The organism is Ornatilinea apprima (genome assembly GCF_001306115.1).
GTDB lineage: Bacteria > Chloroflexota > Anaerolineae > Anaerolineales > Anaerolineaceae > Ornatilinea > Ornatilinea apprima.
On sequence record NZ_LGCL01000035.1, the window covers coordinates 17,059 to 43,308 of the forward strand.

The 26,250-nt window shown below is 58.1% G+C and carries 25 protein-coding genes; 16 read left to right on the forward strand and 9 right to left on the reverse strand.

All coding sequences use genetic code 11. The features are described 5' to 3' along the window. The first annotated feature begins 169 nt into the window (after positions 1 to 169). From ADN00_RS20495 to ADN00_RS14750, 5 genes are all read left to right on the forward strand, one after another. Positions 170 to 4,240: a preprotein translocase subunit SecA gene (locus ADN00_RS20495; protein WP_075063765.1), complete on the forward strand. Its 4,071-nt coding sequence runs from the start codon at positions 170 to 172 to the stop codon at positions 4,238 to 4,240. A 165-nt stretch (positions 4,241 to 4,405) separates the two neighbouring features. Next, complete coding sequence (locus ADN00_RS14735; protein ID WP_075063766.1) at positions 4,406 to 5,629, forward strand: 30S ribosomal protein S1; 1,224 nt, start codon at positions 4,406 to 4,408, stop codon at positions 5,627 to 5,629. Between the two features lie 92 nt (positions 5,630 to 5,721). Next, positions 5,722 to 6,831: a dipeptidase gene (locus ADN00_RS14740; RefSeq protein ID WP_152966374.1), complete on the forward strand. Its 1,110-nt coding sequence runs from the start codon at positions 5,722 to 5,724 to the stop codon at positions 6,829 to 6,831. Further along, positions 6,828 to 7,319, forward strand: a complete 492-nt coding sequence (locus tag ADN00_RS14745) for a hypothetical protein (RefSeq protein WP_075063768.1) — start codon at positions 6,828 to 6,830, stop codon at positions 7,317 to 7,319. The genes ADN00_RS14740 and ADN00_RS14745 overlap by 4 nt, the downstream gene beginning before the upstream one ends. 119 nt (positions 7,320 to 7,438) lie before the next feature. After that, positions 7,439 to 7,984 (forward strand): transposase, encoded by a 546-nt coding sequence (locus ADN00_RS14750; RefSeq protein ID WP_201781205.1) that lies wholly within the window; start codon positions 7,439 to 7,441, stop codon positions 7,982 to 7,984. A 264-nt stretch (positions 7,985 to 8,248) separates the two neighbouring features. Here ADN00_RS14750 and ADN00_RS14755 read toward each other — a convergent pair whose 3' ends face one another. Next, positions 8,249 to 9,613 (reverse strand): FAD-dependent oxidoreductase, encoded by a 1,365-nt coding sequence (locus tag ADN00_RS14755; RefSeq protein ID WP_160317536.1) that lies wholly within the window; start codon positions 9,611 to 9,613, stop codon positions 8,249 to 8,251. Positions 9,614 to 9,832: 219 nt separating this feature from the next. Between ADN00_RS14755 and ADN00_RS14760 the strand changes: the two genes are divergently transcribed. The 5 genes from ADN00_RS14760 to ADN00_RS14780 are packed head-to-tail and all read left to right on the forward strand — an operon-like array spanning position 9,833 to position 14,475. Beyond that, complete coding sequence (locus tag ADN00_RS14760; RefSeq protein WP_160317537.1) at positions 9,833 to 11,119, forward strand: M16 family metallopeptidase; 1,287 nt, start codon at positions 9,833 to 9,835, stop codon at positions 11,117 to 11,119. A gap of 2 nt (positions 11,120 to 11,121) precedes the next feature. Continuing rightward, the gene (locus ADN00_RS14765) at positions 11,122 to 12,414 is read left to right on the forward strand and encodes a M16 family metallopeptidase (RefSeq protein WP_082390174.1); all 1,293 of its coding nucleotides are present in this window, start codon (positions 11,122 to 11,124) and stop codon (positions 12,412 to 12,414) included. Further along, positions 12,411 to 12,800, forward strand: coding sequence for a holo-ACP synthase (acpS, locus tag ADN00_RS14770; protein WP_075063772.1), 390 nt, complete (start codon positions 12,411 to 12,413; stop codon positions 12,798 to 12,800). The genes ADN00_RS14765 and acpS overlap by 4 nt, the downstream gene beginning before the upstream one ends. A 25-nt stretch (positions 12,801 to 12,825) precedes the next feature. Further along, complete coding sequence (locus ADN00_RS14775) at positions 12,826 to 13,494, forward strand: metallophosphoesterase family protein (RefSeq protein WP_075063773.1); 669 nt, start codon at positions 12,826 to 12,828, stop codon at positions 13,492 to 13,494. A 33-nt stretch (positions 13,495 to 13,527) separates the two neighbouring features. Continuing rightward, on the forward strand, positions 13,528 to 14,475 hold the full coding sequence (locus tag ADN00_RS14780; RefSeq protein ID WP_075063774.1) for a hypothetical protein: 948 nt from the start codon (positions 13,528 to 13,530) through the stop codon (positions 14,473 to 14,475). Between the two features lie 56 nt (positions 14,476 to 14,531). On the opposite strand, the gene ADN00_RS14785 is transcribed toward ADN00_RS14780, so the two are convergent. After that, a complete protein-coding gene (locus tag ADN00_RS14785; RefSeq protein ID WP_075063775.1) occupies positions 14,532 to 14,801 on the reverse strand; it encodes a hypothetical protein in 270 nt (89 codons plus the stop codon). 232 nt (positions 14,802 to 15,033) lie between these two features. On the opposite strand from ADN00_RS14785, the gene ADN00_RS14790 reads away from it, so the two are divergent. The 4 genes from ADN00_RS14790 to ADN00_RS14805 all read left to right on the forward strand — a co-directional run bounded on the left by ADN00_RS14790 (position 15,034) and on the right by ADN00_RS14805 (position 18,113). Next, positions 15,034 to 15,828: a YdcF family protein gene (locus tag ADN00_RS14790; protein WP_075063776.1), complete on the forward strand. Its 795-nt coding sequence runs from the start codon at positions 15,034 to 15,036 to the stop codon at positions 15,826 to 15,828. A 159-nt stretch (positions 15,829 to 15,987) separates the two neighbouring features. Then, entirely contained in the window at positions 15,988 to 16,545 is a 558-nt protein-coding gene (frr, locus tag ADN00_RS14795; protein WP_075063777.1) for a ribosome recycling factor, read from the forward strand. A gap of 16 nt (positions 16,546 to 16,561) precedes the next feature. After that, on the forward strand, positions 16,562 to 17,320 hold the full coding sequence (locus ADN00_RS14800) for an isoprenyl transferase (protein ID WP_075063778.1): 759 nt from the start codon (positions 16,562 to 16,564) through the stop codon (positions 17,318 to 17,320). Next, entirely contained in the window at positions 17,310 to 18,113 is an 804-nt protein-coding gene (locus ADN00_RS14805) for a phosphatidate cytidylyltransferase (protein ID WP_075063779.1), read from the forward strand. Before ADN00_RS14800 ends, ADN00_RS14805 begins: the two co-directional genes overlap by 11 nt. 83 nt (positions 18,114 to 18,196) lie before the next feature. Here the strand turns inward: ADN00_RS14805 and ADN00_RS14810 are convergent, their stop codons facing one another. The 6 genes from ADN00_RS14810 to ADN00_RS14835 form a co-directional block, all read right to left on the reverse strand. After that, entirely contained in the window at positions 18,197 to 18,931 is a 735-nt protein-coding gene (locus ADN00_RS14810; protein WP_075063780.1) for an SIMPL domain-containing protein, read from the reverse strand. A gap of 537 nt (positions 18,932 to 19,468) precedes the next feature. Continuing rightward, complete coding sequence (locus ADN00_RS14815; RefSeq protein ID WP_075063781.1) at positions 19,469 to 20,560, reverse strand: LiaF transmembrane domain-containing protein; 1,092 nt, start codon at positions 20,558 to 20,560, stop codon at positions 19,469 to 19,471. A 1-nt stretch (position 20,561) separates the two neighbouring features. Beyond that, the gene (locus ADN00_RS14820) at positions 20,562 to 21,014 is read right to left on the reverse strand and encodes a PspC domain-containing protein (RefSeq protein ID WP_075063782.1); all 453 of its coding nucleotides are present in this window, start codon (positions 21,012 to 21,014) and stop codon (positions 20,562 to 20,564) included. Positions 21,015 to 21,028: 14 nt separating this feature from the next. Beyond that, on the reverse strand, positions 21,029 to 21,682 hold the full coding sequence (locus tag ADN00_RS14825; RefSeq protein ID WP_075063783.1) for a hypothetical protein: 654 nt from the start codon (positions 21,680 to 21,682) through the stop codon (positions 21,029 to 21,031). A 17-nt stretch (positions 21,683 to 21,699) separates the two neighbouring features. Further along, complete coding sequence (locus ADN00_RS14830; RefSeq protein ID WP_075063784.1) at positions 21,700 to 22,503, reverse strand: LiaI-LiaF-like domain-containing protein; 804 nt, start codon at positions 22,501 to 22,503, stop codon at positions 21,700 to 21,702. Between the two features lie 36 nt (positions 22,504 to 22,539). Next, positions 22,540 to 23,052, reverse strand: a complete 513-nt coding sequence (locus ADN00_RS14835) for a hypothetical protein (protein WP_075063785.1) — start codon at positions 23,050 to 23,052, stop codon at positions 22,540 to 22,542. Positions 23,053 to 23,443: 391 nt separating this feature from the next. On the opposite strand from ADN00_RS14835, the gene cysK reads away from it, so the two are divergent. After that, the gene (gene cysK, locus ADN00_RS14840; protein ID WP_075063786.1) at positions 23,444 to 24,379 is read left to right on the forward strand and encodes a cysteine synthase A; all 936 of its coding nucleotides are present in this window, start codon (positions 23,444 to 23,446) and stop codon (positions 24,377 to 24,379) included. 13 nt (positions 24,380 to 24,392) lie between these two features. Continuing rightward, on the forward strand, positions 24,393 to 25,157 hold the full coding sequence (gene cysE, locus ADN00_RS14845; RefSeq protein WP_075063787.1) for a serine O-acetyltransferase: 765 nt from the start codon (positions 24,393 to 24,395) through the stop codon (positions 25,155 to 25,157). A gap of 103 nt (positions 25,158 to 25,260) precedes the next feature. Here the strand turns inward: cysE and ADN00_RS14850 are convergent, their stop codons facing one another. Next, positions 25,261 to 26,229, reverse strand: a complete 969-nt coding sequence (locus tag ADN00_RS14850) for a LysM peptidoglycan-binding domain-containing protein (RefSeq protein ID WP_075063788.1) — start codon at positions 26,227 to 26,229, stop codon at positions 25,261 to 25,263. Positions 26,230 to 26,250: the final 21 nt, after the last annotated feature.

The window sequence follows — 26,250 nt, forward strand, 5'->3', positions numbered from 1 at the left end:
TTTCGTTGAGAAGCCCGGTGCTTTTTTATTGGACCCCCTCTTGCGTCTTCTCCATTCTCTCAAGAGCCGAAAATGGGGGCGAGACACGGCGCGCGCTGTTCTTACAAAAAATATACAGATGGCTTGAAAGCCGTTATGCTATAATCACCTATCGAAAGGTGAGACCGCCATGTTCAAAAACATACTAAAAATCCTGGGGGGAGACCCCAATAAAAAAGAACTCGACCGGCTGGCGCTGGAAGCCGAAAAAATTGCCGCGCTGGAACCTCAATTTGAGGCGCTGAACAATGAAGCTCTGCGCGCGAAAACGGATGAATTTAAGCAGCGCCTGGCGGACGGGGAAACGCTGGACGATTTGCTGGTGGAGGCGTTCGCGCTGGTGCGCGAGGCCAGCAAGCGCACCCTCGGCCTGCGGCATTATGACATCCAAATGATCGGCGGCATGACCCTGCACCAGGGCAAGATTGCAGAGATGCGCACCGGCGAGGGGAAAACTTTGGTGGGCACTTTGCCGGTCTATTTGAACGCGCTGACTGGCAAGGGCGTGCATGTGGTAACGGTGAACGATTACCTGGCGCGCCGCGACGCGCGCTGGATGGCGCCGATCTACAACCTGCTGGGGTTGAGCGTGGGTGTGCTGCAGATGTCGCGGCAGGCCGGCGAACCGGTGGCGTTTCTGGTGGATTTGGAGAAGGAATCGGCGCAGGAAGACCAGCACCAGTTGAAGATGGTGCCGCGCCGCGAGGCTTACCTGGCCGATATTGTTTACGGCACGAACAGCGAGTTCGGTTTCGACTATCTGCGCGACAACCTGACCATGCGCCTGGAAGAGCGCGTGCAGCGCGGGCACTTCTACGCCATTATTGACGAGGTGGATAACATCTTGATTGATGAAGCGCGCACGCCGCTGATCATCTCCGGGCCGGCGCAGGACGAAAGCGAGTGGTATGTGCGCACGGCTCAGGTGGTGCGCCAGTTAAACCCCGAAGATTATGAAGTGGATGAAAAGGACCGTACGGTAACGCTGACCGAGGTGGGCGAGGCGCATGTGGAGCAGCTGCTGGAAATGCCGCTGCGCGACCCGGAACGGCCGGAAGATATTACCCCCGAGCAGGCGCGCGTGCTGGGCTACCTGGAGCAGGGACTGCGGGCACAGTTCCTTTACCGGCGCAACAAAGACTATCTGGTGCAGGGCGGCAAGGTGATCATCATTGACGAGTTCACCGGCCGGTTAATGCCCGGGCGGCGCTGGTCGGAGGGTTTGCACCAGGCGGTGGAAGCCAAAGAAGGCGTGAAGGTGGAGCCGGAGAATGTTACTTACGCCACCATTACCATTCAAAATTACTTCCGCATGTACGAAAAGCTGGCCGGTATGACCGGCACAGCTGAGACCGAGGCGGAAGAGCTGTATAAGATTTACAAAATTGACGTGCTGCCGATCCCATCGAACCTGGAGTTTGTGGCCGCGCAGCCCGATACTGACCTGGTGGCGCAGGAAGCCAAAGACGCGGAAGGCTACAAGTACGTTTATTACACCGATAAGAAAGACGCGCAAAAACGCCCGCTGTTCTGGAAGCGCAAAGACTACCCCGATCAGGTGTATCGCAGCGAAGAGGCCAAGCTGCGCGCGATTACCCTGGAAGTGTTTGCCAATTACGTCAAAGGCCGCCCACAACTGGTGGGTACCACCTCGGTGGAGCATTCGGAACGGCTCTCGGAACGGTTCTCGGCTGAACCGGTGCGGCGGCTGATCCAGGCGTTGCTGATTCGCCTGGCATACCTGAAAAAGCATAATTTGGAATTCCTGGAGAAGCAGTCTCCAGAGCTGGAGCCGCTCAACAAGCCCATCCCTGAGATGAACACGGCGGAACTGCGCCAATTGGCGCGCAACCTGGGAATTCCCTTTAACCCGGAAGACGCGGAAAACCTGGCGGTGATCAGCGCGCATTTTGGATTTGACGAAGGCGACACGCCGCGGATTTTGCAGACGCTGCAGGGCGGCATTGTGCACGAGGTGTTGAACGCCCGCAAGCACGACACCGAATCGTTGATTATTGCCAAGGCAGGCGCGTTTGGCGCGGTTACCATCGCCACCAATATGGCTGGCCGCGGTGTGGACATTAAGCTGGGCGGAGAGCTGCATGAAGATACCCTGCGCGATGTGAACCGCGTGCTGGCGCGCGTGGTGGATGATCCTTATAACCTGACCAATGAAGCGCGCCTGCAGGCCTTGCAAAAAATGGATTCGGCTGAATTTGGCATTTATGAAGAAGCGGTTGCCCAGTTCCTTGAATACATGCAGAACATGCGCCGCGTGCGCGAGCTGGGCGGCCTGCATGTGATCGGCTCGGAACGGCATGAAGCCCGCCGCATTGATAACCAGCTGCGCGGCCGCGCCGCGCGCCAGGGCGACCCCGGTTCTTCGCGCTTTTACCTCTCGCTGGAAGATGATCTGATGCGCCTGTTTGGCGGCCAGCAGGTGGAAATGCTGTGGAAGCGCATTCTGTTCGATGAAAGCCAGCCGATGGAAATGGGGCTGCTGGGGCGGCTGGTGGAACAGTCGCAAGAGCGGGTGGAAGGCGCGAACTTTGATATCCGCAAGCGATTGCTGGAATATGATGATGTGCTCAACACGCAGCGCGCGCGCATCTATGCCCAGCGCGACCGGGTGTTCACCAAAGACGACCTGAGCGAAGATGTGCTGGATATGCTGCGCCTGGAACTGCAGAAGCGCGTTCCGCTGGCGCTGGACGATGAAGAAGGCCCGTGGAAGCTGCTGGCCTATCTGGATGAAGTGCAGCCTACCATCAGCTACCAGCGGGTGTTTTACCCGTCTTATTCACTGAAGCTGCTGTTCAATGAGTTCCGCGGATCGCTGCGCGGGGCGAGCAGCGCGGCAGCGTTGAAATCGGCGGTGTTGGATCTGGCCGGACGCGCGCTGCAAGCCGAGCACCAGCACGTCATCAACAGCACGCGCGTGCTGATTGACCGTGTGGAAGACAATATTCAGGCGCAGCTCGACGAGCGCCAGGACCTGCTGGATACCTTCCTGCAGGGTATGGACGAAGAAACGCAAGAAGAGCGCCGCGCGCAGGATGTGCAGCAAGAGCTGGTCAATCTGGTGAAGGTGCCGGTGCGGCTCTCGAACCAGGAGGCGCGCGCGCTGCTGGAAGGCGACGCGGGGGCGGCTCAGGCGGTGCGCGAGCAGATTCTGCGCTTTGTAACCGCGTTGCACACCAATCGGCTGGTGGGCGCGGTAGAGCGCCGCTTGGAAGAGAGCCTGGAACTGCGCCCGGCTGAACTGCAGGGCCTAGAATGGAATGGAATTGCCAATAAAGTGCTCGACCGGGTCGATGAAGTGTTTCAGCGGCGCATGGAGCGTCTGCTGGGGGAAGACGGCCAGATTGCGCGCGATATTGAGCCGGCGCTGAAGGCCTACGACGGTCAAGAGGTGGATGACCGTCAGATCATCCAACTGCTGAACCTGATGTCGGAGGGCACGCGCCTCACTTTTGACCAGCGCACGCACCGCAAGGCGCAGCAGCGTTACACGCGCGTGCGTTCGGTGTTCCTGGCGGCGCGCCTGCTGGAAAACGCCGAGCCGCAGGAAGAAAATGAAAAAGTGCTGTGCCATCTGCAAGAGGCTTTGGAAGTGTTGGAAGAGGCGCGCGGCCTGATTGTGTGGAATCGCCTGTTGCAGACCAGCTCTACCCTCAGCCAGTTGGATGAGCGCAGCCGCCAGGTATTAAGCGACGCGCTTGGCGCGGAACGGTTTGAAGAGCTGTCCAGCCTGCCATTGAATGAGATTGGTGAAGAAGAGCAGGAGACCATTCAGGCAACATTGGGACGGCGCGTGCAGAACGAATCGTACCGCGAGCTGCTGCTGCATGCCATTTCGGAGCAGTGGGTGGAATACCTGACGCGCGTGGAAGCGCTGCGCGTTTCGGTGGGCCTGGAGGCCTACGCCCAGCGCGATCCGCTGGTGCAGTATAAGGGCCGCGCCTCAGAAATGTTCCAGACCTTGCTGGAAGATGTGCGCCACGCGGTGATCAACCGGGTGTTTACTTTCAGTCCGCGCCAGGCGGTCAGCGTTTCGCTGACGCGCGAACAGATGGAAGCGGTGCAGGCAGCCCAGGCCGCCGCCGAGCAGCCGTCTACCCCGTCCACGGCGGGAGCGCCGCCCGCCAGCCAGGAAGAGGCGGGCAAAGCGGCGGGTAAAAAGAAGCGCAGGCGGCATTAGAAAACTGGAATGAATTCATCTTATTTTAAGAAAAAGTTCGCCAAACTGATGAAAATCGGATATAATTATGCATTGTCAAGGGGCGACTAAAGTGGGCAGGGTTGCAATAATCCTGATTCCCCTTTATAATCAACCCTAATCTAAATTCCGGAGTACAGTTAACTTATGGAACAGAATGGCGCCCAAGGGGCAATGCCCGAAAATGAGAACAACATGGCAGACTTGCTGGAGCAAGAAGGCCTGGATATCGATTTCCCCAAAGCCGGGGATATCCGCGATGGCGTAATTGCCAGTATCAGCCAAGGCCAAATTTTGGTCAGTGTCGGTACAAAATCTGAGGGTGTCATCAGTGGCCGTGAGTTTGACCAAATTCCTGAAGAAGACCTGAAAGAAATGAAGGTTGGCCAGGAAATCAAGGTCTATGTGATCACCCCCGAAGATTCGCAGGGCACGCTGGTGCTGTCTTTCAACCGCGCGCAAGAAGCGGTGAGCTGGGACAAAGCCGAAGCTCTGATGGAAAGCAAAGCTTCCTTCAGCAGCAAGATCATTGGCTACAACAAAGGCGGCCTGATTGTGCCGATGGGCGGTCTGCGCGGTTTTGTGCCGGCGTCGCAGGTGAGCCTGTCGCGCCGCGCTGAAGTCAGCGGTGACACTCCCGAAGACCGCTTTGGAGCGATGGTGGGCTCTAAGATTGACGTGTGTGTGATCGAAGTCGACCGCGAACGCCGCCGCCTGATCCTCTCTGAGCGCGCTGCCAGCACTGAGACTCGCGAGAGCCTCAAAGAGCGCGTGATTGATGAGCTGCAAGAAGGCGAAATTCGGGTTGGCCGCGTAACCAGCCTGGCAGATTTTGGCGCGTTTGTCAACATCAGCGGCGCGGACGGCCTGGTGCACCTCTCAGAAATCTCCTGGGACCGCATCAACCATCCCAGCGAGGTGTTGGAAGTGGGACAGGAAGTCAAAGTCAAGGTCATCAGCATCGACCGCGACAAGAAGCGTATTGGCCTCTCCATTCGCCAACTGCAGGACGACCCGTGGGCTGCCAAAGCCAACGAGTTCCAGGTTGGCCAACTGGTAGAAGGCACCATCACCCGCCTGACCAAATTCGGCGCGTTTGCCCGCCTGCAGGACGATGTGGAAGGTTTGATCCACATTTCTGAGATCAGCGAAAAACGCATCGAGCACCCCAAAGAGGTCTTGAAGGAAGGCGATGTGGTTACCCTGCGCATCATCCGCCTCGACCCTGAGAATCACCGCATTGGCTTGAGCCTGCGCCGGGTGGATTCGATGGCTTTTGCCGAGATGGACTGGCAAACTCTGCTGGATGAAGAGCTGATGAATGCTCCGGAAGCAGAAGAACCAGAAGAAGGCGAAGCGAGCGAAGAGTAATCAGCGCCTGCCAGATCAACTGGCAGCGGAATACGAATTCAATCAAGAGGAGCGTACCGTTGGGTGCGCTCTTTTTTTCAACAAAAAAGATCATGCACTCATTCATTATTGACGCTCATGAAGACCTGGCATACAGCGCGCTGACGTTTGGCCGCGACTACCGCCGCGCAGCAGCAGAGACACGCCAGCGCGAAGCTGGCACACAAGCCCCGGTTTTGAACGGCGAGGCGCTGCTGGGCTGGCCGGATTACCAGCGCGGGCAGGTGGCGCTGGTGGTTGGGTCGATTTTCACCATTCCCGCGCGGTATGCCACCGGTGATTTTGAAACCCAGGTGTTTGCAGACCCGCGCCAGGCGCGGGTGCTGATGCGTGCTCAGGTGGATTTTTACCAGCGTCTGTGCGCCGAGAACCCGCACCAGTTTCGGCTGGTTACCAACCAACCGGATCTGCTGGATTGTCTGGCTCCCTGGCGCAAGCTGTGCCCGGCAGCCGGGTACGCGGAAGAGACTCGCCCCGTGGGGGTGCTGATGGCGCTGGAGGGAGCGGAAGGACTGGACAGCCCGGAAGCGATGGAAGAATGGTGGCAGGCGGGGGTGCGCATGGCCGGCCCGGTTTGGGCGGGCACGCGCTTTTGCGGGGGCACGTTTGAGGGCAGCGGGTTTACCCGCGAAGGGCTGCGTCTGCTGGAAGTGATGGCCGGGCTGGGCATGGGCCTGGACCTGGCGCACATGCGCACGCGCCCCATGCTGGAAGCCCTGGATCGCTATGAAGGTCCGCTGGCGGTGAGCCACGCCAATGTGCGCGCGCTTGTGCGCGAAGACCCCAATGAGCGCCAGTTGAGCGAAGAAACCATCCGTGGTGTTGTGGAGCGGGATGGGGTGATTGGGGTGTTGGGGTATAACCTGTTTCTCAAACCCGGCTGGCGGCGCGGCGATCCGAAGCAGCAGGTGGGCCTGGAGTGGATGGCGGCGCATATCGACGCGGTCTGCCAGGTGGCGGGAGATGCGCGGCATGTGGGCCTGGGCAGCGATTTCGACGGAGGATTTGGCCGCCAGGAAGCCCCCGATGGGGTGGAATCGATCGCGGATTTGCAAAAATTGGCTGCGCTGCTGGCCGAACGCGGGTACAATGAAGATGAGATCGGCGCTGTGCTGGGGGGAAACTGGGCGCGCTTTGTAGAAAGGATTTTACCTTCAGAATGAGTACGGCAGATTTGCTTAACCGGGACAATGGCGAAGAGACCGAGCCTATCAGCGGGGTTACCTATTCCCGCTCGCGCGTGCGCCTGGGCCTTTCCACTACGCTGGCGGGCTTGCTGATTTTTCTGCTGGGCGCGCGACCGGGCATTTTTGGCCTGGATCGCAGCCCGGTGATTGGGTTTGTGCAGATCGCGGTGTTTTTGGTGGGGATGGCGATTATCTGCGTGGGGGGGTATATGAGCCTGATGGCGCTGTGGAAGGGCCGCACGCCGTCCATCGCGGCGGATATCGGTCTGCGCCTGGTGAGCACCGGGTACGTGGTGGCGGTGTTTGCCGGCATGGCGGATGTGTTTGGGTTTGGCAGCCACCCGCTGCCGGAAGTGCCCTATTTTGGTCCGCTGCAGGCGCGTGGGGTGGTGATCGGCGAGATTATTATTGGCATTGGGTTTTTGCTGCTGCTGCCGCCTGGCCCCAAAGTGAAAGAGGGATAGGAAGGACAGGGCCGGACGTCTTGGCCTGGACAGTCTTGTAGGTTGGCTTGAGCGTTACCCGGTGTGGGGATGGAAAGCCGCCTACCGTAATCATCGTGATTGGGATGGGGGAAAGCGTTTTGAGTCTCGATCTAAGAAAACACCGCCGCCATTCTATTCGATACCCGGGATATGATTATTCGCTCGCGGGTGGTTATTTTGTTACCATTGTTACATATCAACGGCGAAATCTATTTGGTCAGATAGACCGCGACCACATGGTGTTATCGCGTTTGGGCATGCTGGCAAAAAATGAATGGCTGCGGTCAGCAGAGATCAGAAAAGAGATTCGATTGTTTGAAGATGAAATGGTTATTATGCCAAACCATCTTCATGGCATTGTTTGGATTGAGCAAGTTAATGATTGTCCGATGCCTTTGAGCGGTGATGTTCATCCGTATCCAAATGGATTTTTGCAGAAACGAGGGTTGTTAGGATCTTTCATCGCGGGATTCAAAACCGGTGTTTCTATGGTTGCCAGAAGAGAGAGTGATGTTCTGAAAGTCTGGCAGCGAAATTATTACGGTCATATTATCCGCAATGATACGGAGTATGATCGCATTATGGCATATATTCAAGATAATCCCAGACGATGGCAGGAAGACGAATTATTTGGCATGGGATGATGAGACAAAATTGGTTGTGGAAATCATGCAACGATAGCAGTCCCATGGGGTGAATTAAAACCGTTTGGAGTGCTTCGGTAGGGGCGGCGCGTGCCGATGGATGATAAAGAAGATTCCGATCTTTGGTAGGGGCGGATGGCTATCCGCCCAAAAGACGGGCGCAGGCACCCAGAAGACGGGCGCGAGGCCTCGCACCCCTACGGAAGAAAAGGATGGTCTCGATCCACGGTAGGGGCGGACGCGCACCGACAGAGAAGAGAGAAATTACCCCATCTGTGTTTGGGTTTCAGAGAGGCCGATGGCGGCCAGCATTTCCTCGTTGGTGGTGAACTTGAATTCCTCCACACCTTTTTGGGCGGCGAGCTGATCTTCCACGTCTTCCAGACGGCGCAGATCGGCGTTGGTAATGACGGGATGCTGCAAGCTGACAGCGCGGGCGTTAAAGGCCTGCAACGCGCCGGGAATATCCGCGTGGGGGGGCAGGGTTTGCAGGTATTGGCTGACGGCGCGTGCGGCGTTGATGCTGTCGCGGCGAGCCAGCCCCACCAGCCCGGTAGAGGCCTGGCGCGCCCATCCGGCGACGAAGATGTCTTCCATCAAATTCCCATTTTCATCCAAAATTTCATACGAGATGTCGTGCACGGGGAAGCGCGGGTTGGGATTGCTGATGAACGAACTGCCGCGGGTGGGCAGGCCCAGGCCGCTTTCCACGCGGTTGCCAATGGCAAAGATGATCGTGTCGACGGGCAGCATTTCGCGCTCGCCAGTGCCTTTGGCCGACACATACTCGTCGGATTGGTTAAAGAGCGTGTTGCGCTCCAGTTCCAGGCCGCAAACGTGATTGGAGCCGTCGCCGATGACACAGGTGGGCGAGAGCAGAAAGCGAATGCTGAAGCGCGAGTTGGAGACGGCTGGTTCGGCTTTTTCTACGGCAGAAAGCACCATGCCGCGAATTTCTTCGGGGTTTTGCCCCAAAGAGAGCATCAGCTCGCGGTGGCTGCGCAGTTCTTTCTCAAAGGCGTCTACATCCAGGCTGGCGGCCACGCCTTCCAGCTCGGCTTTGTCGAACTTTATCTCGCCCGGCCCGCGCCGCGCGATGGCGATCACTTCGTCCACTTTGACCACGCGGGTGAGGTAGCGGGTAATGTCGAGCATGACATTGCCCATCCCAATCACCGCCACGCGCCGGCCAATAGGGAAGGGCTGCTGGCTGTAGGGCGGCAGTCCGCTGTAGTGGTAGACCAGGTCTTTGGCGTGATAGACGCCTTGCAACTCTTCGCCGGGAATGCCCAGGCTGCGGGCGTGCTGCGCCCCAACAGTAACCACAACAGCCTGAAAGCCCATCTGGCGCAGCTCTTTGAGCTTCAGGTCGCCCTGGCAGCTGATGTTCAAGTTGCCAAAGTAATGCACATTGGGACGGGAGAGGATCTCGCGAAATTGGGTTTTCAGCCCCTGGCGGATTTTGGTTTTGTCGGGGTAGATGCCATACTCTGCCAGCCCGCCGGGTTTGATATCGCGGTTGATGAGCACAACTTCGTTATTTTTGGAGAGTTCTTTGGCCACATAAAGGCCGGCAGGACCTGCGCCCACAACGGCGACCAGGTGAGAGGGGGTATTGGGTTGGTTCAAGCTTTCCTCCATGAATGCGGCTGGTCTTCATCTCTGTTAGATGGCGGTGGGAGCAAAAAGTTACCTTGATGAGCCGCGGGCGCGAAACGCGCTGTACAGGGTGATTCATTAACAAATGACGCGGGTTATGCTATATTCATACTATTCAAGAGCAACCCCGATTGTAGAGAAAATTTTACTGGAAAAGCGGCACAACTTCCAGTCCTAAAAAGAGGCATGATGAAAAATGGCGTAACCAAAATTCAGTTGGCCAACGGCCTGACTGTGCATCTCAAAGAAATTCACAGCGCCCCGTTGATCAGTCATTGGGTGTGGTATAAGGTGGGCGCGCGCGACGAAGAAACCGGGCGCACCGGGCTGTCGCATTGGGTGGAGCACATGCAGTTCAAAGGCACGCACAAGTACCCGGCCGGTGAGCTGGATAAGGCCATCTCGCGCGAGGGTGGGGAGTGGAACGCGATGACGTCGCTGGACTGGACGGCTTTCTACGAGAAACTGCCCACCGACCGGATTGACCTGGCGCTGGACCTGGAAGCGGACCGCATGGTGAACAGCCGCTTTGACCCCGAAGAAGTGGAGTCGGAGCGCACGGTGATTATCTCCGAGCGGGAAGGCCATGAAAACGAGCCGCTCTTTCGCCTGGACGAGGCGGTGCAGCGCTTGGCGTTTGACCGCCATCCTTACCGGATTGAGGTGATCGGTGAGATGGAAGATCTGCGGCGCATTACGCGAGACGATCTTTACAACCATTACCGCCGTTATTACACGCCAGATAACGCTGTGTTGGCTCTGGCGGGTGATTTTAGCACTGACGAGATGCTGAAGAAGGTGGAGCAGGTGTACGGCAGCCTGCCGGCCGGGGGAGCGGTGAAGCGCGCAGTGGAATGCGAGCCGCCCCTGCAAGAAGAGCGCCGTGTAACGGTAACCGGGCCGGAGCTAACCAGTTATTTGCGGATTTCGTACCGTTCGCCGCAGGCAACTCACTCCGACTTTTTCCCCTTTCTCATCGCCGACAGCTTGTTAGCCGGGCCGGCTGGGCTGAACCGCTTTGGCGGCGGGGGTATTACCAATAAAACCAGCCGGCTGTACCAGGCGCTGGTGGAGCGCGAACTGGCTGTGGTGGTGGGCGCGGGCTTGCAGGCCACGCTGGACCCATATCTGTACGATGTAACCGCGATTGTGCACCCCGCGCAGACACCGGAGACGGTGCTGGCGGTGTACGATGACGAGATCAAGCGGCTGCAAGACCAGCCGGTGAGCGCGGAAGAAATTGCGCGGGCGGTAAAACAGGCGCGCGCCATGTTTGTGTACGGCAGCGAGAACATCTCCAACCAGGCGTTCTGGATGGGGTACGCGGAAATGTTTGCCTCGTATGCCTGGTTTGAAAATTATCTGGACGAGTTGGAAAAGACCACCCCGGCTGATGTGCAGCGCATCGCGCAAACCTATCTGCTGCCTGAACGGCGGGTGGTGGGCGCATATCTGCCGGAAGGGAAAGAGGCGTAACAATGGGCGTGAAATTGAACCTTGAGCATTGGAAAAGCATGCCCGGCCCGGACGATGTGCATCGTTTTGTGCTGGAGAACGGGATTGTAGTGCTTTGCCGCCAGAACCTGACCAGCCCCTCGGTGCAGATCAACGGCTACCTGACGTACGGCAGTATGTTTGACCCGCCCGAACAATTGGGGTTGGCGCAGTTCACCACCCTGGGGCTGATGAAGGGCACGCAAAAACGCAGCTTTTCCGAAATCTACGACGCACTGGAATCGGTGGGTGCCTCGCTGGGGCTGGCTTCCAGCGTGCATACCACCAGCTTCAGCGGGCGGGCGCTGGCCGAAGACCTGCCGCTGCTACTCTCCATTTTGCAAGAGTCGATTACCCAGCCCACCTTTCCGCCGGACCAGATTGAGCGCCTGCGCGCGCAGTATGTAACCGGGCTGGAAATTCGCGACCAGAGCACCGAGGATATGGCCTCGATGACATTTGACCAGATGCTCTTCCCCAACCATCCCTACGGGTTGCCGGTGGATGGGTATGCCAACACGGTGAAGGCGATCAGTCGTGACGATTTGGTGGAATTTCACCGCCGGCACGCTGGCCCGCGCGGCATGGTGATTGCGATTGTGAGCAACCTGGCGCCTGAAGAGGCGCTGCACCAGGTGCAAGACGCGCTGGGCGGCTGGAATAACCCGGAGCAAATAGCCGAGCCGTCTTTCCCGGCGGTGAGCGCGCCCACCCAAACGCGGCGCGAGCATGTGGAGCTGGCGGGTAAAAGCCAGTCAGACCTGGTGATGGGCACGCTGGGCCCGCGGCGCAACGACGATGATTATGTGGCCGCCTCGCTGGGCAACAACGTGCTGGGGCAGTTTGGCATGTTTGGGCGCATCGGAGAGGTGGTGCGCGAGCAGTCGGGGCTGGCGTATTACGCCAGCACGCACATCAACGCCTCCAGTGAGGCCGGTTCGTGGGAAGTTTCGGCAGGGGTGAACCCGGCCAACCTGGATCGCGCGATTGAGTTGATTATTGGCGAGCTGCGGCGCTTTACGCGCGAGCCGGTATCGCTGGAAGAGTTGGAAGATACGCAGTCGTATTACCTGGGGCGCCTGCCCATGCAGCTGGAGTCGAACGCCGGGGTGGCTGGCGCGCTGATCAATATCGAGCGCTACCAATTAGGGCTGGATTATTACCGCCGTTACCCGCAAATGGTGCTGGAGGTAACCCCCGAAAAGGTGCTGGAGGCGGCGCGGCGCTATATTGAGCCGGACAAGCTGTACATTGCCACGGCGGGGAGCCGGGCATGAAGCAGCCGGTACTGCGCACCGGCGTGGATCTGGTGGAGATTCACCGCCTGGAGCAGGTCAACCCGGCCATCCGCACGCGATTCTTGCGGCGGGTATACACACCCGGCGAGTTGGCCGATGTGGGCGAAAGCGCGTATGCCAGCCTTGCGGGGCGCTTTGCCGCCAAAGAGGCGGCCTCGAAGGCGCTGGGAACGGGAATTGGGCCGGTGCGCTGGCAGGATTTTGAAATTCGGCGCGGGCTGGCGGGTGAACCCGTGTTAGAATTACATGGGAAGGCTCGCCAGATCGCCGATTTATTGGGTCTCTCGCTCTGGTCGGTTAGCATCAGCCACTCGAAAGACAACGCAGTAGCCGTGGTGGTGGCGATGGGCGAAAGCACAAATTGAACGGAAGAGCTGGCACGGCAATGGAATGAAAATACTGTCGGTCAGTGATGTTGAGCTGGGTCTCATATACAGCCAGCAGATCACCCAACGTTTTGCCGATGTTGATGTGGTGATCAGCTGTGGTGATTTGCCGTATTATTACCTGGAATACATTGTGAGCACGCTCAACGTGCCGCTGTACTATGTGCGCGGCAACCATGCCAGCAAAGTGGAAATTTGCGTGGGCGGCGAGCGGCAGAGTCCGTGGGGCGGGTATGATCTGCACCGCAGGGTGCGGCGTGACCGCTCTGGTTTATTACTGGCGGGCATTGAGGGCAGCCTGCGCTATAACAACGGCCCTTACCAGTACTCGCAGGGGGAAATGTGGCGCTATGTGCTGGGCTTGACACCATCGCTATTCCTGAATAAACTACGCTTTGGACGCTACCTGGATATTTTTGTAACCCACGCGCCTTCGTGGAAGATTTTAGACCGTGATGATTTGGCGCACCAGGGGATTAAGGCGTTCCGCTGGTTGATTGAGACATTTCAGCCAGCGCTGCATTTGCACGGGCATGTGCATATCTACCGGCGCAACACGGTTACCGAAGCGGCTGTTCAGAAGTGCCAGGTGATCAATACATATGGGTTTCGTGAAATTTCGATTGATCTGGATGATCTCAGCGCCGGTTCTCCATCGGCAATCCGCATATAGAAAGTTTCAATGATATAGCAGGAGCAGCAGGTTATGAGCAACGAATCTACCCGGTCCGCGGTGGAACAGATGGCGCGGGCTGATTTTGAGAGCGCGTACCGCAAAGGGTTTTGGCGGTCGATGCTGAGCTGGCTGGCCCAGGAAAAGAACGAATTGCTGCCGTTTGACGAGGTTCGCAAGAGCCTGCCGTGGCGCGGCGAGCATTGGGTGGGCCTGCGGCAAATTGAACTGGATAAGGTGGTGGGCAGCGTTGGCCGCTACCGCGATTTTGACCGCGCTTTTCTGCCGCGCCAAAAGCGCACCGAGCGGCGCTGGGTGAGCATTGACAGCGCACATCTGCAGGAGATTGTTCTGCCACCGATTGAGGTGTATAAGGTTGGCTCGGTTTATTTTGTGAAAGACGGCAATCACCGCGTTTCGGTGGCGCGCGAGCGCGGGCAGGCCTTTATTGACGCCAATGTGATCGAGATCGACATTCCGGTGGAGATCACACCGGAGATGGGTATCAACGAGGTGATTGCGCGCTGCGAGCAGGTGGAATTTATGCAGGCGACCCGGCTGGCCGAGCTGCGCGAGGGGGCGCAGATTGTGCTGAGCGTGCCGGGCGGCTACCAGAAAGTGCTGGAGCATATCGGCGCGCATCGCTACTTTATGGGCATCAACCAGCAGCGCGAGGTAGCCTGGGAAGAAGCAGTTGGTGATTGGTACGACCAGCTTTACCTGCCCATGGTGCGGGTAACGGAAGAAAACGGGATTTTGAAGGAGTTCCCGGGGCGCACCCATGGCGATTTATACCTGTGGGTGATGGAGCACTGGTGGTATCTGCGCGAGGAATATCAGGCCGAGGTGAGCCTGGAGGCAGCCGCGGCGCACTTTGCCGAGGAGTATTCGGAACGCCCACTGCCGATGTTGATGCGCTTCCTGCGCGGGCGCATGCCGCCGCGCGAGGAAGGCGGGCAGACCGAAGAAAACGTGGAATAAAAAAAGCCTCCCCATGAGATGGAAACATGGGGAGACGTTTTTTGGGAGAGGTAGGTCTACTGACCATCTTCGCGGGGGGGATTGAGCACGGCGTCGCGCACGCCGATCCAGAAGTGATGCGGCAGCACCAGGCGGTTGGGCTTTAACTCAACCCCCAGAGAGGGCAGGAGCTGGCGGGTTTTCTCGTCTGTCAGCATGCTGGGGTGAATGAAGCACAGATTGGGCTTTTTGCCGTATTTTTCCACATAATAAGAGACGGCCCGCGAGAGTTTGGATGGCAGGTCGGTTTGCGGGTTGCTGTCGTACCAAAGCATTCCCATGTTCATGGTTTCCTCCATTTCTTCTGTGAAAAGGGCGTGTTGTTGGCCGCGTCTCAACGCCCTGAATTAGAAACATTGTTCTATATAAAGGATTATAGATCAATGTAGAACAAATGTCAAGTATTTAGACGTGAAAGCGGCGGAATCGACCACAGCAGGAAGAAATGCAAGGTTCGTTCCAGGGCGCGGGGTTAACATTCGGCGGGGATAATGGTATGATCAAAATTCTGGAGGGACCATGTTTGTATTTTTATCGAAGCTTTTACCGCCGCTGGTGTACCCGCTGGGGCTGGCCTGTCTGCTGCTGGGGGCGGCTTTGATGTTTGGAAAAAAGAAAGACGGCTGGCGCTGGTGGGTAACCGCGGCGCTGGTGGTGCTGGTGATCGGCGGGAACCGCTGGGTATCCAACGCGCTGGTGCGCTCGCTGGAGTGGCAGTATTTACCGCAGGGAGAGATCCCAAGCGCCGAAGCGATTGTGCTGCTGGGTGGGGGCACCTCGGCTGCCGAGCCGCCGCGCCCGATGGTGGAATTAAACGGGGCCGGCGACCGGGTGCTGTACGCCGGCAAGCTGTATAAAGAAGGCCGCGCGCCGCTAATTCTGCTGAGCGGGGGGAATATCACCTGGTTGACCGGCGAAGAAGGCTCTCCGGCGGAGGATATGGCCGCGCTGCTGGCGCTGATGGATATTCCGCAGGAAGATTTGCTGCTACAAACGCGCTCGCAGAACACCTATGAAGACGCGCTGTATAGCAGTGAATTATTGAAGGAGCGCGGGATTACGCGCGTGATTCTGGTAACGTCGGCGATGCACATGCCGCGCTCGGTGGCCTTGTTTGAAAAGCAGGGCATTGAGGTGATCCCCGCGCCGGTGGATTTTCGGGTGACGGAGGCGGGCTGGGCGCAGATGTTCAGCAAAAGCGTGGGCGGTTTTTTGGTGGATTTGCTGCCCAACGCGTCAAATTTGGGGGCGGTCTCGAGCGCGTTGAAGGAGTACATCGGCATGCTGGTATACGCGCTGCGCGGGTGGATTTAGCGGCGGCGAAAACCGAAAAGACGCGTATATAGCGTATTTTCCAAAATTGAGGTATGCTTAATACGCATTTAAGCCGAGCCCGTGCGCTCGGATTGCGCGGACATTGTTAATCAGGTCCGGCGAACGCCTACCACTCAGGTTTTTTGCAAGGAGGATGTCGTGATAAAAGAAACCCTCAAAGACGCCGAAACCCGCATGCAAGGCGCGATTGATGCCCTGGAAGAAGACCTGGCAACGATCCGCACTGGCCGCGCCACCCCGGCGCTGATTGAAAAAATGCCCGTGGACTACTACGGAGCGCCCACACCCCTGCAGCAGCTGGCGACGATCAGCGTGCCCGAGGCGCGCGCGTTGATGATCCGCCCGTTTGATCCGACGACGATCAAGCACATTGAGCGCGCGATTCTGGCCTCCGATCTGGGGCTGACGCCCAACAACGATGGCAAAGTGATCCGCCTGAACCTGCCGCCGCTGACGGAGGAACGCCGCCGCGACCTGGCCAAGGTGGTGCATAACCGCACCGAAGAGGCGCGGGTGGCCGCCCGCAATGTGCGCCGCGATATTGTGAAAGACCTGCGCGATTTTGAAAAAGAAAAAATGATCTCGGAAGATGATATGAAGCGCGCGGAGGAAGAGCTGCAAAAGCTGACGGATAAGATGATCGCGCTGATTGATCAGGCCGGTGAACGAAAACAAAAGGAAGTGATGGAGGTCTAGCGCCTCTGTGTGAAGAATGGCAAATACCTCAAAGAACGATGAACAGATGAAGATTCCCACGCATGTGGGAATCATTATGGATGGCAACGGGCGCTGGGCCAAATCGCGCGGGCTGCCGCGCCTGGCCGGGCACAAGGCGGGCACCGAGAACTTGCGGCGGGTGATTCGCGCCTGCGTGGAATTTGGGATTCAGTACCTGACGATCTACGCCTTTTCGACCGAGAACTGGGGCCGCCCCAAAGATGAGGTGGAAGGCCTGCTGCGCATTCTGGCCGAAGTGATTGAAAAGGAACTGCCCGAACTGAACGAACAGGGCGTGCAGCTGCACCACATTGGCCGGTTGGAAGACCTGCCCGAAAATTTGCGCCAGAAGGTGAACAAAGCGATTGAGATCACCAAAAATAACCAGCGCCTGGTGCTGAATGTGGCTTTTAACTACGGCGGGCGGGACGAGATTGTATGCGCGATTAAGCAGATGATGCGCGATGGGGTAACCCCCGAACAGGTAACCCCCGATTTGATCAGCAGCTATATGTTCACGGCGGGTATGCCCGACCCCGATTTGATCATCCGCACTTCCGGCGAAATGCGCACCAGCAATTTCTTGATCTGGCAGGCTTCGTATGCAGAATGGTATGTTACACCGACCTTTTGGCCGGATTTTGATAAGGAGGAACTGCGCAAGGCTCTTGTGGCGTTTGCTCAACGCGACCGGCGTTTCGGCAAGCTTTCAGAGCAGGATGCGACAGGCAGCAAACCGGTGAATGCTTGCTAAACGGCTTCTCTCCGTCATCGTTTTAATCCCGATTATTGCCGCCCTGGCAGCGCTGGGCGGCTGGCCTTTCGCGATCTTTGTGGCTGCCGCGCTGGGTGTGGCAGCCTGGGAGTTCTGGCGAATATTTCACCAGGGTGGGTACGACCCATCCTGGTTGGTTTTAATTGCCGGCACGGTGGCGCTGAACCTGGCGCGGCATGCCTGGGGTTTCGCGCACAGCGATCTGCTGCTGGCCTTCTTCGCGCTGGTTTCGATGGGTATTCAGGTGGTGCGCTACGAAATGAAGCGCGAGCAGCCGGCTTCGAGCTTTGCGATTAACCTGGCCGGGGTGGTCTATATCGGCTTTTTGGGGGCGTACATTCTTTCACTGCGCAATTTACCCGGCGGCACATGGTGGTTAATGCTGGTGCTGTTCGCGATATGGCTGGCCGATGGCGGAGCGTATTTCATTGGCAGCCAGTTTGGCAAGCACAGTCTGGCGCCGCGGGTAAGCCCCAAAAAGACCTGGGAGGGCTATTTGGGGGGCATTCTGGTCTCGGTGCCGGGGACGTGCCTGATCGCGGCTTTGTTTCAGTCGCAGGTGGCAGCCATTCAACCCTGGAAAGGGCTGGTGATGGGCGCGGTGATTTCCATTCTCTCTCCACTGGGAGACCTGGGAATGAGCATGGTGAAACGCCAGTTTGGCGTGAAAGACTCCAGCCACCTGATCCCCGGTCACGGCGGGGTGTTGGACCGTCTGGATTCGCTGCTGTGGGCGGTGGTGCTGGGTTATTACCTGGTGGTGTGGTTGTAGGCGAAGTGGATGGTGGAGAAGAAAGAAAACCGGCGGGCTTTCCATTTGGAGGCCCGCCGGAGGTTTTATTCAGGGTTTGTGCACTATTTGATTTCGTAAATCAGGTCGGCTGTTACCTGAACTTTCATTTGCCCGGCCGAGACGGGTACCCCGGCTCCGGCGCCGCCCACATATTTGCCTTCATACAGCGGGACAACATTCTGGTTCTCGTACACATTGAGGGTGATCAGGTCGCCTAATTGGATGCCGGCGTCGGCGGCAATGGCCTGGGCTTTGCTCTTGGCGGCATCGATGGCCAGTTTGCGCGCCTGGGCAATCGCTTCGGATTTGTCGGAAACGTCAAAGTTGATGCCGTTGATGTTGTTGGCGCCAGCCCGGACGACCGCGTTGAGAACGCCGCCCAGTTTTTGCAGGTCGCGCACGGTGATGTAGACGGTGTTCTCAACCACATACATGGTGGTGCCCATATCTTCTGGGCTGGTGGGACCCATGGGGCCGTAAAACTGCTGGGGGTAAATATTGAAGGCGCTGGTTTGAATATCCAACGGATCTACACCCAGCTCTTGCAGCGCAGAAGAGACAGCGGCAGATTGTTTGTTATTCTGGTCGAGCGCGTCTTCCACGTTTTCGGCCTGACTGCGCACGCCCACAAAGATATAGGCCACATCGGGGGTGATGGCTACTTCGCCAACGCCGTTAGCGTTGAGGGTGCGGTTGATCGGAGAATTGTTCGATCCGACCGGGGACTGGACAGCGCATGCCGCCAGGGACAACAAGATGGCGATTCCCATAACTGCCGATAAAATTCTGCTTTTCATAAACTCCTCCTGTTTAGGGCTGCCGCGCAGGGCGGCTTGTTTTTGTTTTATAGTACCAAGACGTTGAGCGGTGGGATTTCGTTCCCAAAATGATTCGTTCACATATGTGAAAGAACGATGAAAGTAATTTGCGTTATCTTTTCAGTAGTGTTATCCTTGGGTTAAGCTCTTCTGCTGGTTGCCCCCCTCAACCTGTGGAAGGGCCTTTCTGTTAAGATTATAGCCGGATTGTTCTCGCGTGTTGGCTCTGGCAGGTCAGATTGAGGGCGGTTGAGAAATTGGGTTGGGCGCATCAAGCTGGCCGCCCGTAATCTGACGCCGGTATTCGCCTGACCAGAACGCAAGACCCAGCGTGCATGCATGCTGGCGTTGTCGGCTTTCGGGCGGCGGACAAAAAACTGGCTATTTGGCTGTTCAATCCGCCGCCGCTCAAGCCGACCTACAAGAAGATTCTCCCGCGCCGGTGATTTGTGCTGAAGGAAAAAAATCAACCCCTGGCAAACCAGGGGTCGATGGGGGCATGCCACCGAAAACGGTTCAGTCGGCCAGGGAAATGCGGATGGAGCCAATCGTTTGTTCCAATCGCAGGTCGATATCGGGGTTGGCGCGCGCGCTTTCGGAACTGTAGATGAAGTCGCCTTCGCGGATGAAGCTGGGAGGGAAAGAGACGGATGTGATGCCGGTTTCCACTTCCAGGCGGGCGTCGACACCCTCTGGCACGACCACCGACAGGTCGCCGATCACAGAAGAGGCCGAGCCTTCCATTACCGAATCTTCAGGCAGGTAAACCAAAGCGTTGCCCAGCACGTTTTCCAGATCAATTTTTTCCACGTTCAACACGCGCAGATCAATCGTCTGGTTGCCCACGCTGTGTTTGGTCTCTATTTCCAGCGGAACCTGCTGGTTGACGCGCAGTTTCCAGTTGGCTTCATCAAAACGCGAGGTAACCGAAACAACGTTGCGCGTGTCGAGGTTGAAGATGCCGCGCCCTGCCTGCACCGTGTAGTGGGGGTAGGCGTTCTCACGCGGGTTGAGGGCCAGGTCACCTTCGATGAGGGTCTGGTTCTGCGCGCCGGGTGAAAGGAAGATATTGCCGCCGACCGAGTCGATGATCAGACGCGCGCTTGTGGCCCCTTCCAGGGGCTGCTCGAAGGTGTAGTTCTGCATGGCTTGAGAGGAAGCCAGGCTGACAGGGCCAAAGAAGGCCAGGGCAACCATGCCGCCGACAATGGCCAGACCGATGAGCACGCTGATCAGCGCGGAAATGCTGGAACGCTGGCCGATGATCAGGTCTAAACCAAAGCCGATGATGATCAGCGGCCAGAAGCGGATGATGAACGACCAGGGACTGACGGCCAGAATATTCAGGTTCGCTAACATAAAAATAGCGCCCAGGCCCATCACTACCATTGAGCCGACGAAGCCCTCGCCGCGCCACAGGCCGTCGAGGCCGGCGGCGATCAGCAGCAGCGGCCACAGATTGAGGAGGGTCTGCCAGGTGGCGCCTTCCACGATGTTGAGGGTGTTGAGCAGTAGAACGACGCCCAGGCCGATGAGCAGCAGCGGACCAAACAGGCTGGGCCGCTTGGAACGGTGCTCAGGTTTAGATTCAAAAGAGGTATTGCTCATGTTATTCTTCTCCACGAAAGGCGCGGCTCAGCATGACCACGCCGATAATCACCAACGCCAGCGGCCACAGCAGGCGGGTGTTGGCCCATTCCAGCCAGGGCAGGTTGAGCGCTTGAAGGAACAGCCATCCCCCGGCCAGCAGCAGGCCAATGCCCAGGTAGCGCAGTCCGCGCTGGTTGGGCTGGCGCACCGCCTGGCTAAATTCCTGCCCCATCTGGCGGGCGCGGTTGGAAAACTCCTGGCCGCCGAAAGCGCCAGTAGAATCGGCCTCGCCTTCCTGCGGGAGGATGATCCACAAGACGATGTAAACCAGCACGCCCGGCCCGCCGGCAACAGCGAAAAGGACAAATAGAATGCGGAAGATGGCCGGGTCGAGGCCAAAGTAGTCGCCTAATCCGCTGCACACGCCACCGAGAATGACATCTTTTCGACTGCGATAAAGCCGTTTTTGCATGATTTGTTTCCTGTCTATTGTTTACGCAAGGTTGGGCGGATGATGAGGTACAGGCCGCCCAGCACCAAAGCCGCCGGCCAGACGTAGCCAACCAGGCTGGTGGCGGAGAGCGCCATCATCGCGCCCATCACGCCTAAAACGCCCGCCGGAATCCAGGCCCACCGCACGGGGGCGTCGTGGCCGCGCAGCAGTGCCAGGGCGGCAAAGGTGGCTGCCATGCCCAAAAAGAGGACAGCCGGGACAAAGAAGCCGTCGCTATCGGTTATATCGGAAAGCAGAATGATGGCGGCCAGGGTGAGCAGCACGCCGCCAGGGATGATGGCCCACCAGTTCTGTGGGGCGAAAATGTAGACCAGCCAGAAAGCCAGGCTGAGACCAGCCATAAAGAACGCTCCGCTGATCACATCAAAGCCGGGTACAAATTCGCTGAAGCCAATCAACAGGCCCAGGTCGGCCAGGATCACGCCGGGGATGAGCGCCCACCAGTTGGCGCGGTTGCCAAGGAAGACAGCCAAAAAGGCCGCGCCGCCGCCCAGAAAGGCCAGGGCAATGATGGAGGTCATAAACATGGAGCCTTCGGGAAACACACCCATGATTTGCGCCATGGAGACCGCGCCTAAAACAACCAGAATGACGCCCAGAATGGTTCGCCAGGTATTGGGTTTCATAACAAATGTCCTTTGCGTTAGATCACTTCAATCGAGCCCATGCCGCCCTTGACGGAGACCTCGACACGGTATTCGGCGCTGTCGTAATTGGGCGACTGGTACACATTGCCCGACTGGAGGAAGCGGGCGGTATTGATGTTGGTGCCCATCGCCGCACCCTCAACGGTCACGCGGGCGGCCACATCGGCGGGCACGCGCAGGGTTACAGCGGCTGCGCCGTGTTCCACTGAAACGCGGCAGAGCGGTACGCGGCTGGGCAGGCTGACCTCGGTTTTGCTGGCGCCGGTGTGAATCTCCAGGTCGCGCACTTGCAGGTCGGTCAGATCAAACACGGATTCACTGGCGCCGCCGTTGTAGATAAGGTGGTAGACCGCGTCGCGGCTGACGGCAAAGTTCCATTCCATGCCGCGCTCGCCGCCCCAATGCGGCCAGTCGAATACATCGGTGATCTTGGGACGCATGCGCAAGAAGGCGGTCGGGCCGCGCCGTTCCATTTGATGCTCCAGCCCGCCAGCGAACGAGCCTTCCAGCAGGGTGCCAGGCATTTCCAGGGCAGACATGTGGAAGTAGCCCGCGCCGTAATCCATGCGAATTTCCACGTCTTGCGCGCCTTCCAGGGGGATCTCAACGCGATCCACGGTCAGGTCTTGTTTGAGAAGCGTGGGGCCGAGCAAAAAATAGAACCCGGCCAGAATGAGCGCCAGCGGCCAGATGATTTGCCAGCCGTTGATGCCGCGGGGCAGAATGCCCATGGTGTCCATTAACAGGATGATGCCGGCCAGCAGCACCAGGCTGCCCCAAAAAAGTCTATTTCTACGCATAATTCCTCCAAAACTCACAATGCTGAATAAAAAGGATTAATTCTTTTTCCAGAAGGACTGGATGAGAATGAGCAAACCCGCCAGAATGAGCAGCACCGGCCAGTATGGGCCAAAGATGCGCATGCCGCCCAGGAACGAGCCAAAAATGAAGAACATGATGGCGCTGGTGAGGATGGCGCGCAGCCCTTCGCGCAGGCCCTCGGCCGCTTTTCCGCTGAAGAGACCGGCGAGAATTTGACCCACGCCAACGAAACCGGGGAAGAGCGTCCAGATATAGGCCCAACTGGCCCAGTTGCCAGAGGCGTTCTGGTAATAGAAGATGCCGCCCAGGCCCATGAAGAAGCAGGCCGGAACGGCCATTTCGGCGTTGCCAGCGGCCAGCCCGGCGATGAGCATCAGCAGGCCGAAGCCGGCGATGATCAGCGGCCAGGTGAATTCCACCTGGATGAGATCGGAGAGACCGGGAACAACCCGCATGGCCAGCCAGGCAGCGCCGACCAGGATGAGCAAAATCCCCGCGGAGATTGAGGAACGATTGGATGAATTCATGAAATTACTTCCTTCCCAAAGGATCAGAAAAATGGTCTGTTTCAATATCAGTATACGAAATTCGGTGGTGCTGGTTGCAACTCTTTTTCCCCAAATGGATACAAAACGGGTAAAATCAGCTTGACAGCGTTGAAAGACGCGATATAATTGTGATAAATCATATAAAAATGATCTTAAATTAAAAGGACAACTTTTATGTTGACGTGCATGTGTCTGAGGCGGGGCTGATCGCTTCCGTCTCGGCAGACTGAAATAACACTCTCGCGCTAACTGGCACCGACGGCGGAACGCAGCCCTGCGAAACAAGTTTGTTTCTACAGGCGGCGTTGCGCTGTTGTTTTTTTTGCCAGTTAGCTTTTTTTATTCATGATGGGATGATGAGGAATAAGATATGAGAATCGCGAATAACGTAACGGACTTAATCGGGAATACCCCGTTGGTGAAATTGAACCGCATCACTGAAGGCGCGCTGGCAGACGTGGTGGTGAAGCTGGAATATTTTAACCCTGGCAAGAGCGTGAAAGACCGCATCGCCCTGGCGATGATTGAAGACGCCGAGCGCAAGGGTTTGATTCATAAGGATACCGTGATTGTAGAGCCGACCAGCGGCAATACCGGCATTGGCCTGGCGATGGTTTGCGCGGCGCGCGGCTACCGCTGCGTGATCACCATGCCCGAGTCAATGTCGCGCGAGCGGCGCGTTTTGCTGCGCGCCTTTGGGGCCGAGTTGATCCTCACCCCGGCCAGCGCCGGCATGGCGGGGGCGATTGCCAAAGCGGAAGAGCTGGCCGCCAATGACCCGAATGTGTTCATTCCCATGCAGTTCGACAACCCGGCCAACCCGCAGGTGCACCGCCTGACCACCGCGGAAGAGATCTGGCGCGACACGGACGGCAAGGTGGATATTGTGGTTTCGGGAGTAGGCACGGGCGGTACGATCACCGGGGTGGGCGAGCGATTAAAAGAGTTGAAACCCTCGGTGAAGATGGTGGCGGTGGAGCCAGCGGCCTCACCGGTGCTTTCCGGGGGGCAGAAAGGTCCACACCCCATTCAGGGGATTGGGGCCGGGTTTGTGCCGGCGGTGTTGAACACCGGTATTTACGACGAGATTATTCAGGTAACGGGTGAAGACACCTTCGCCACCTCACGCGCGATGGCCACCCAGGAAGGCCTGCTGGTGGGCATTTCTTCGGGGGCAGCCACCTGGGCGGCCTTGCAGCTGGCGCGCCGCCCGGAGAATGCCGGTAAGCTGATTGTGGTAATTATCCCTTCGTTTGGCGAGCGCTACCTGACCACGGCTCTCTACGAAGGTTTGGATCGGGATTAAGGACAGGATGTTGATGATTGGCAAATTTATTGAATTGATACGCGAAGATGTTCGCTCGGTATACGAGCGCGACCCCGCGGCGCGCAGCACGCTGGAAATTTTGCTCACATACCCAGGCCTGCAGGCGATATGGGGTTACCGCATCGCGCACTGGCTGTGGACGCATCGCATGAAGCTGGCGGGGCGCATGCTCTCGAACCTGATGCGCGGTCTGACTGGGGTCGAAATTCACCCCGGGGCGAAAATTGGGCGGCGCTTCTTTATCGATCACGGCATGGGGGTGGTGATCGGTGAGACCACGACGATTGGCAGTGATGTTACTCTGTATCACGGGGTAACCCTGGGTGGGGTCAGCACCGAGAAGGGCAAGCGCCACCCGGATATTGGTGACGGCGTGGTGATCGGCGCGGGGGCCAAAGTGCTGGGCGCGATTGAAGTGGGCGAATACAGCCGGGTAGGCGCCAACGCGGTGGTGGTGAAACCGGTTCCGGCTAACTCAGTGGTGGTGGGGGTACCCGGACAGGTGGTGATGCGCAGCAAGCCGCACCCGGTGTCGCCCGATTTACACCACGAGCAGCTGCCCGACACGATTGGCGCTTCGCTGACGGCGGTGATGGCGCGCATGGAAAAGATGGAAAGAAAACTGCGCGCGCTGGAGATGGGGCAGGCGGCTGTGCTGGTGAATGGCAATGGAAATGGCAACGGCCTGTCGAATGGCGAGTTGGTGCCACACGCGCCCGAACACGGCATGTGGCGCGGGGAAGATTTTATGATCTGAAGGGAACGGATTAGCGGCGCGAAATAAAGCCGCAATGCTGGATGGGGTATCGAGTGTGTTTTGCGCCGTTGTGTGGCGCAAAACACACTTTTTTAATAAAGCGTTATTTTTTGAGCACAGAAGGCAGGATGGAGAGAGCCAGCCCGGCAGCGCAAACGAGGATGATGCCAATACCAATGCCGCGGCGGCTTGCTGTATTCAGCGGCGGCACAAGGGGCGGGTTGGTGGGTGTGGCGGTGTGCGCCAGGGTGGCCGTGGGGCGCGTGGGCCGCGGGGTGAAGGTGGGGCGCGGTGTGCGGGTGGGCGGCGGCAGCGTGTTGGTGATGGTGGGGGTGACGGTGGGAGTATAGGCCGGCTGGACGATGATGACCTGGCCGGGGTAGATGAGCGGGTTTTGGGCGTCGAGGTAGTTGAACTGGATCAGTTCGACTTCACTGATGCCGTACGCCAGGGCAATCGCCCAGATGGTTTGGCCGGGTTCGACTTTGTGTTTGATGGAACCGTCCGGGTTGGGGGTGTTGGTCAGCTCTACTTTAACGACCTGCGGGGTGCTGACCGCAACCGGAGCGCCGCCGCCAACAGGGGTGGACTGGATGACGGGGGGGACGTAGCCGCCGGTGCTGCGCACCTGCAAGGTGTAATAGACGTTGCCGCTCGCGTCGGTGGCAACGCCCGCGCCCACATAGCCGCTTTCGTAGCCTACCATGGTGTTCATGTGCAGCTGGTCGCTCCAAATGCTGCGCACGGCGTAGCTGACGCTCATACTGCCGCCGTAGGCGATGTTCTCGGTGAAGCCCAAACTGGCTGGCGATGATCCATCGGCGCGAGTGTGGGTGCCGGTCTGGATGGAGGCCTGGTATTCAGAATGCGCCTGGGCGGAAGCCATTAGCCCACCGTCCACCTGGTAGGGCTGCAGGCCGTATTCGGCGCGCAGGGCATTGACTTCGGCGATCAGGTCATACGCGCTGCCGGCCTGAGCCTGGACGGGTAAGGCGGGTAGGGCCGCGGATAATACCATTATCAGGATCAGGACGCGCAGCAGGAATGTTTTCGTGCTGTCAATTTTCATCATGGGTGTGATTATAACCGTTTT

Bases quoted from the DNA above. Each gene is read 5' to 3' on its own strand.
- ADN00_RS14815 (WP_075063781.1), bottom strand. From the start codon at position 20,560: ATGAGCAATACCTCTTTTGAATCTAAACCTGAGCACCGTTCCAAGCGG.
- ADN00_RS14820 (WP_075063782.1), bottom strand. From the start codon at position 21,014: ATGCAAAAACGGCTTTATCGCAGTCGAAAAGATGTCATTCTCGGTGGC.
- ADN00_RS14745 (WP_075063768.1), top strand. From the start codon at position 6,828: ATGAGTACGGCAGATTTGCTTAACCGGGACAATGGCGAAGAGACCGAG.
- ADN00_RS14825 (WP_075063783.1), bottom strand. From the start codon at position 21,682: ATGAAACCCAATACCTGGCGAACCATTCTGGGCGTCATTCTGGTTGTT.
- ADN00_RS14830 (WP_075063784.1), bottom strand. From the start codon at position 22,503: ATGCGTAGAAATAGACTTTTTTGGGGCAGCCTGGTGCTGCTGGCCGGC.
- ADN00_RS14760 (WP_160317537.1), top strand. From the start codon at position 9,833: ATGAAAAATGGCGTAACCAAAATTCAGTTGGCCAACGGCCTGACTGTG.
- ADN00_RS14775 (WP_075063773.1), top strand. From the start codon at position 12,826: ATGAAAATACTGTCGGTCAGTGATGTTGAGCTGGGTCTCATATACAGC.
- ADN00_RS14805 (WP_075063779.1), top strand. From the start codon at position 17,310: ATGCTTGCTAAACGGCTTCTCTCCGTCATCGTTTTAATCCCGATTATT.
- ADN00_RS14810 (WP_075063780.1), bottom strand. From the start codon at position 18,931: ATGAAAAGCAGAATTTTATCGGCAGTTATGGGAATCGCCATCTTGTTG.
- ADN00_RS20495 (WP_075063765.1), top strand. From the start codon at position 170: ATGTTCAAAAACATACTAAAAATCCTGGGGGGAGACCCCAATAAAAAA.
- ADN00_RS14780 (WP_075063774.1), top strand. From the start codon at position 13,528: ATGAGCAACGAATCTACCCGGTCCGCGGTGGAACAGATGGCGCGGGCT.
- ADN00_RS14850 (WP_075063788.1), bottom strand. From the start codon at position 26,229: ATGATGAAAATTGACAGCACGAAAACATTCCTGCTGCGCGTCCTGATC.
- cysK (WP_075063786.1), top strand. From the start codon at position 23,444: ATGAGAATCGCGAATAACGTAACGGACTTAATCGGGAATACCCCGTTG.
- ADN00_RS14835 (WP_075063785.1), bottom strand. From the start codon at position 23,052: ATGAATTCATCCAATCGTTCCTCAATCTCCGCGGGGATTTTGCTCATC.
- ADN00_RS14800 (WP_075063778.1), top strand. From the start codon at position 16,562: ATGGCAAATACCTCAAAGAACGATGAACAGATGAAGATTCCCACGCAT.
- ADN00_RS14785 (WP_075063775.1), bottom strand. From the start codon at position 14,801: ATGAACATGGGAATGCTTTGGTACGACAGCAACCCGCAAACCGACCTG.
- ADN00_RS14765 (WP_082390174.1), top strand. From the start codon at position 11,122: ATGGGCGTGAAATTGAACCTTGAGCATTGGAAAAGCATGCCCGGCCCG.
- cysE (WP_075063787.1), top strand. From the start codon at position 24,393: ATGATTGGCAAATTTATTGAATTGATACGCGAAGATGTTCGCTCGGTA.
- acpS (WP_075063772.1), top strand. From the start codon at position 12,411: ATGAAGCAGCCGGTACTGCGCACCGGCGTGGATCTGGTGGAGATTCAC.
- ADN00_RS14740 (WP_152966374.1), top strand. From the start codon at position 5,722: ATGCACTCATTCATTATTGACGCTCATGAAGACCTGGCATACAGCGCG.
- ADN00_RS14735 (WP_075063766.1), top strand. From the start codon at position 4,406: ATGGAACAGAATGGCGCCCAAGGGGCAATGCCCGAAAATGAGAACAAC.
- ADN00_RS14790 (WP_075063776.1), top strand. From the start codon at position 15,034: ATGTTTGTATTTTTATCGAAGCTTTTACCGCCGCTGGTGTACCCGCTG.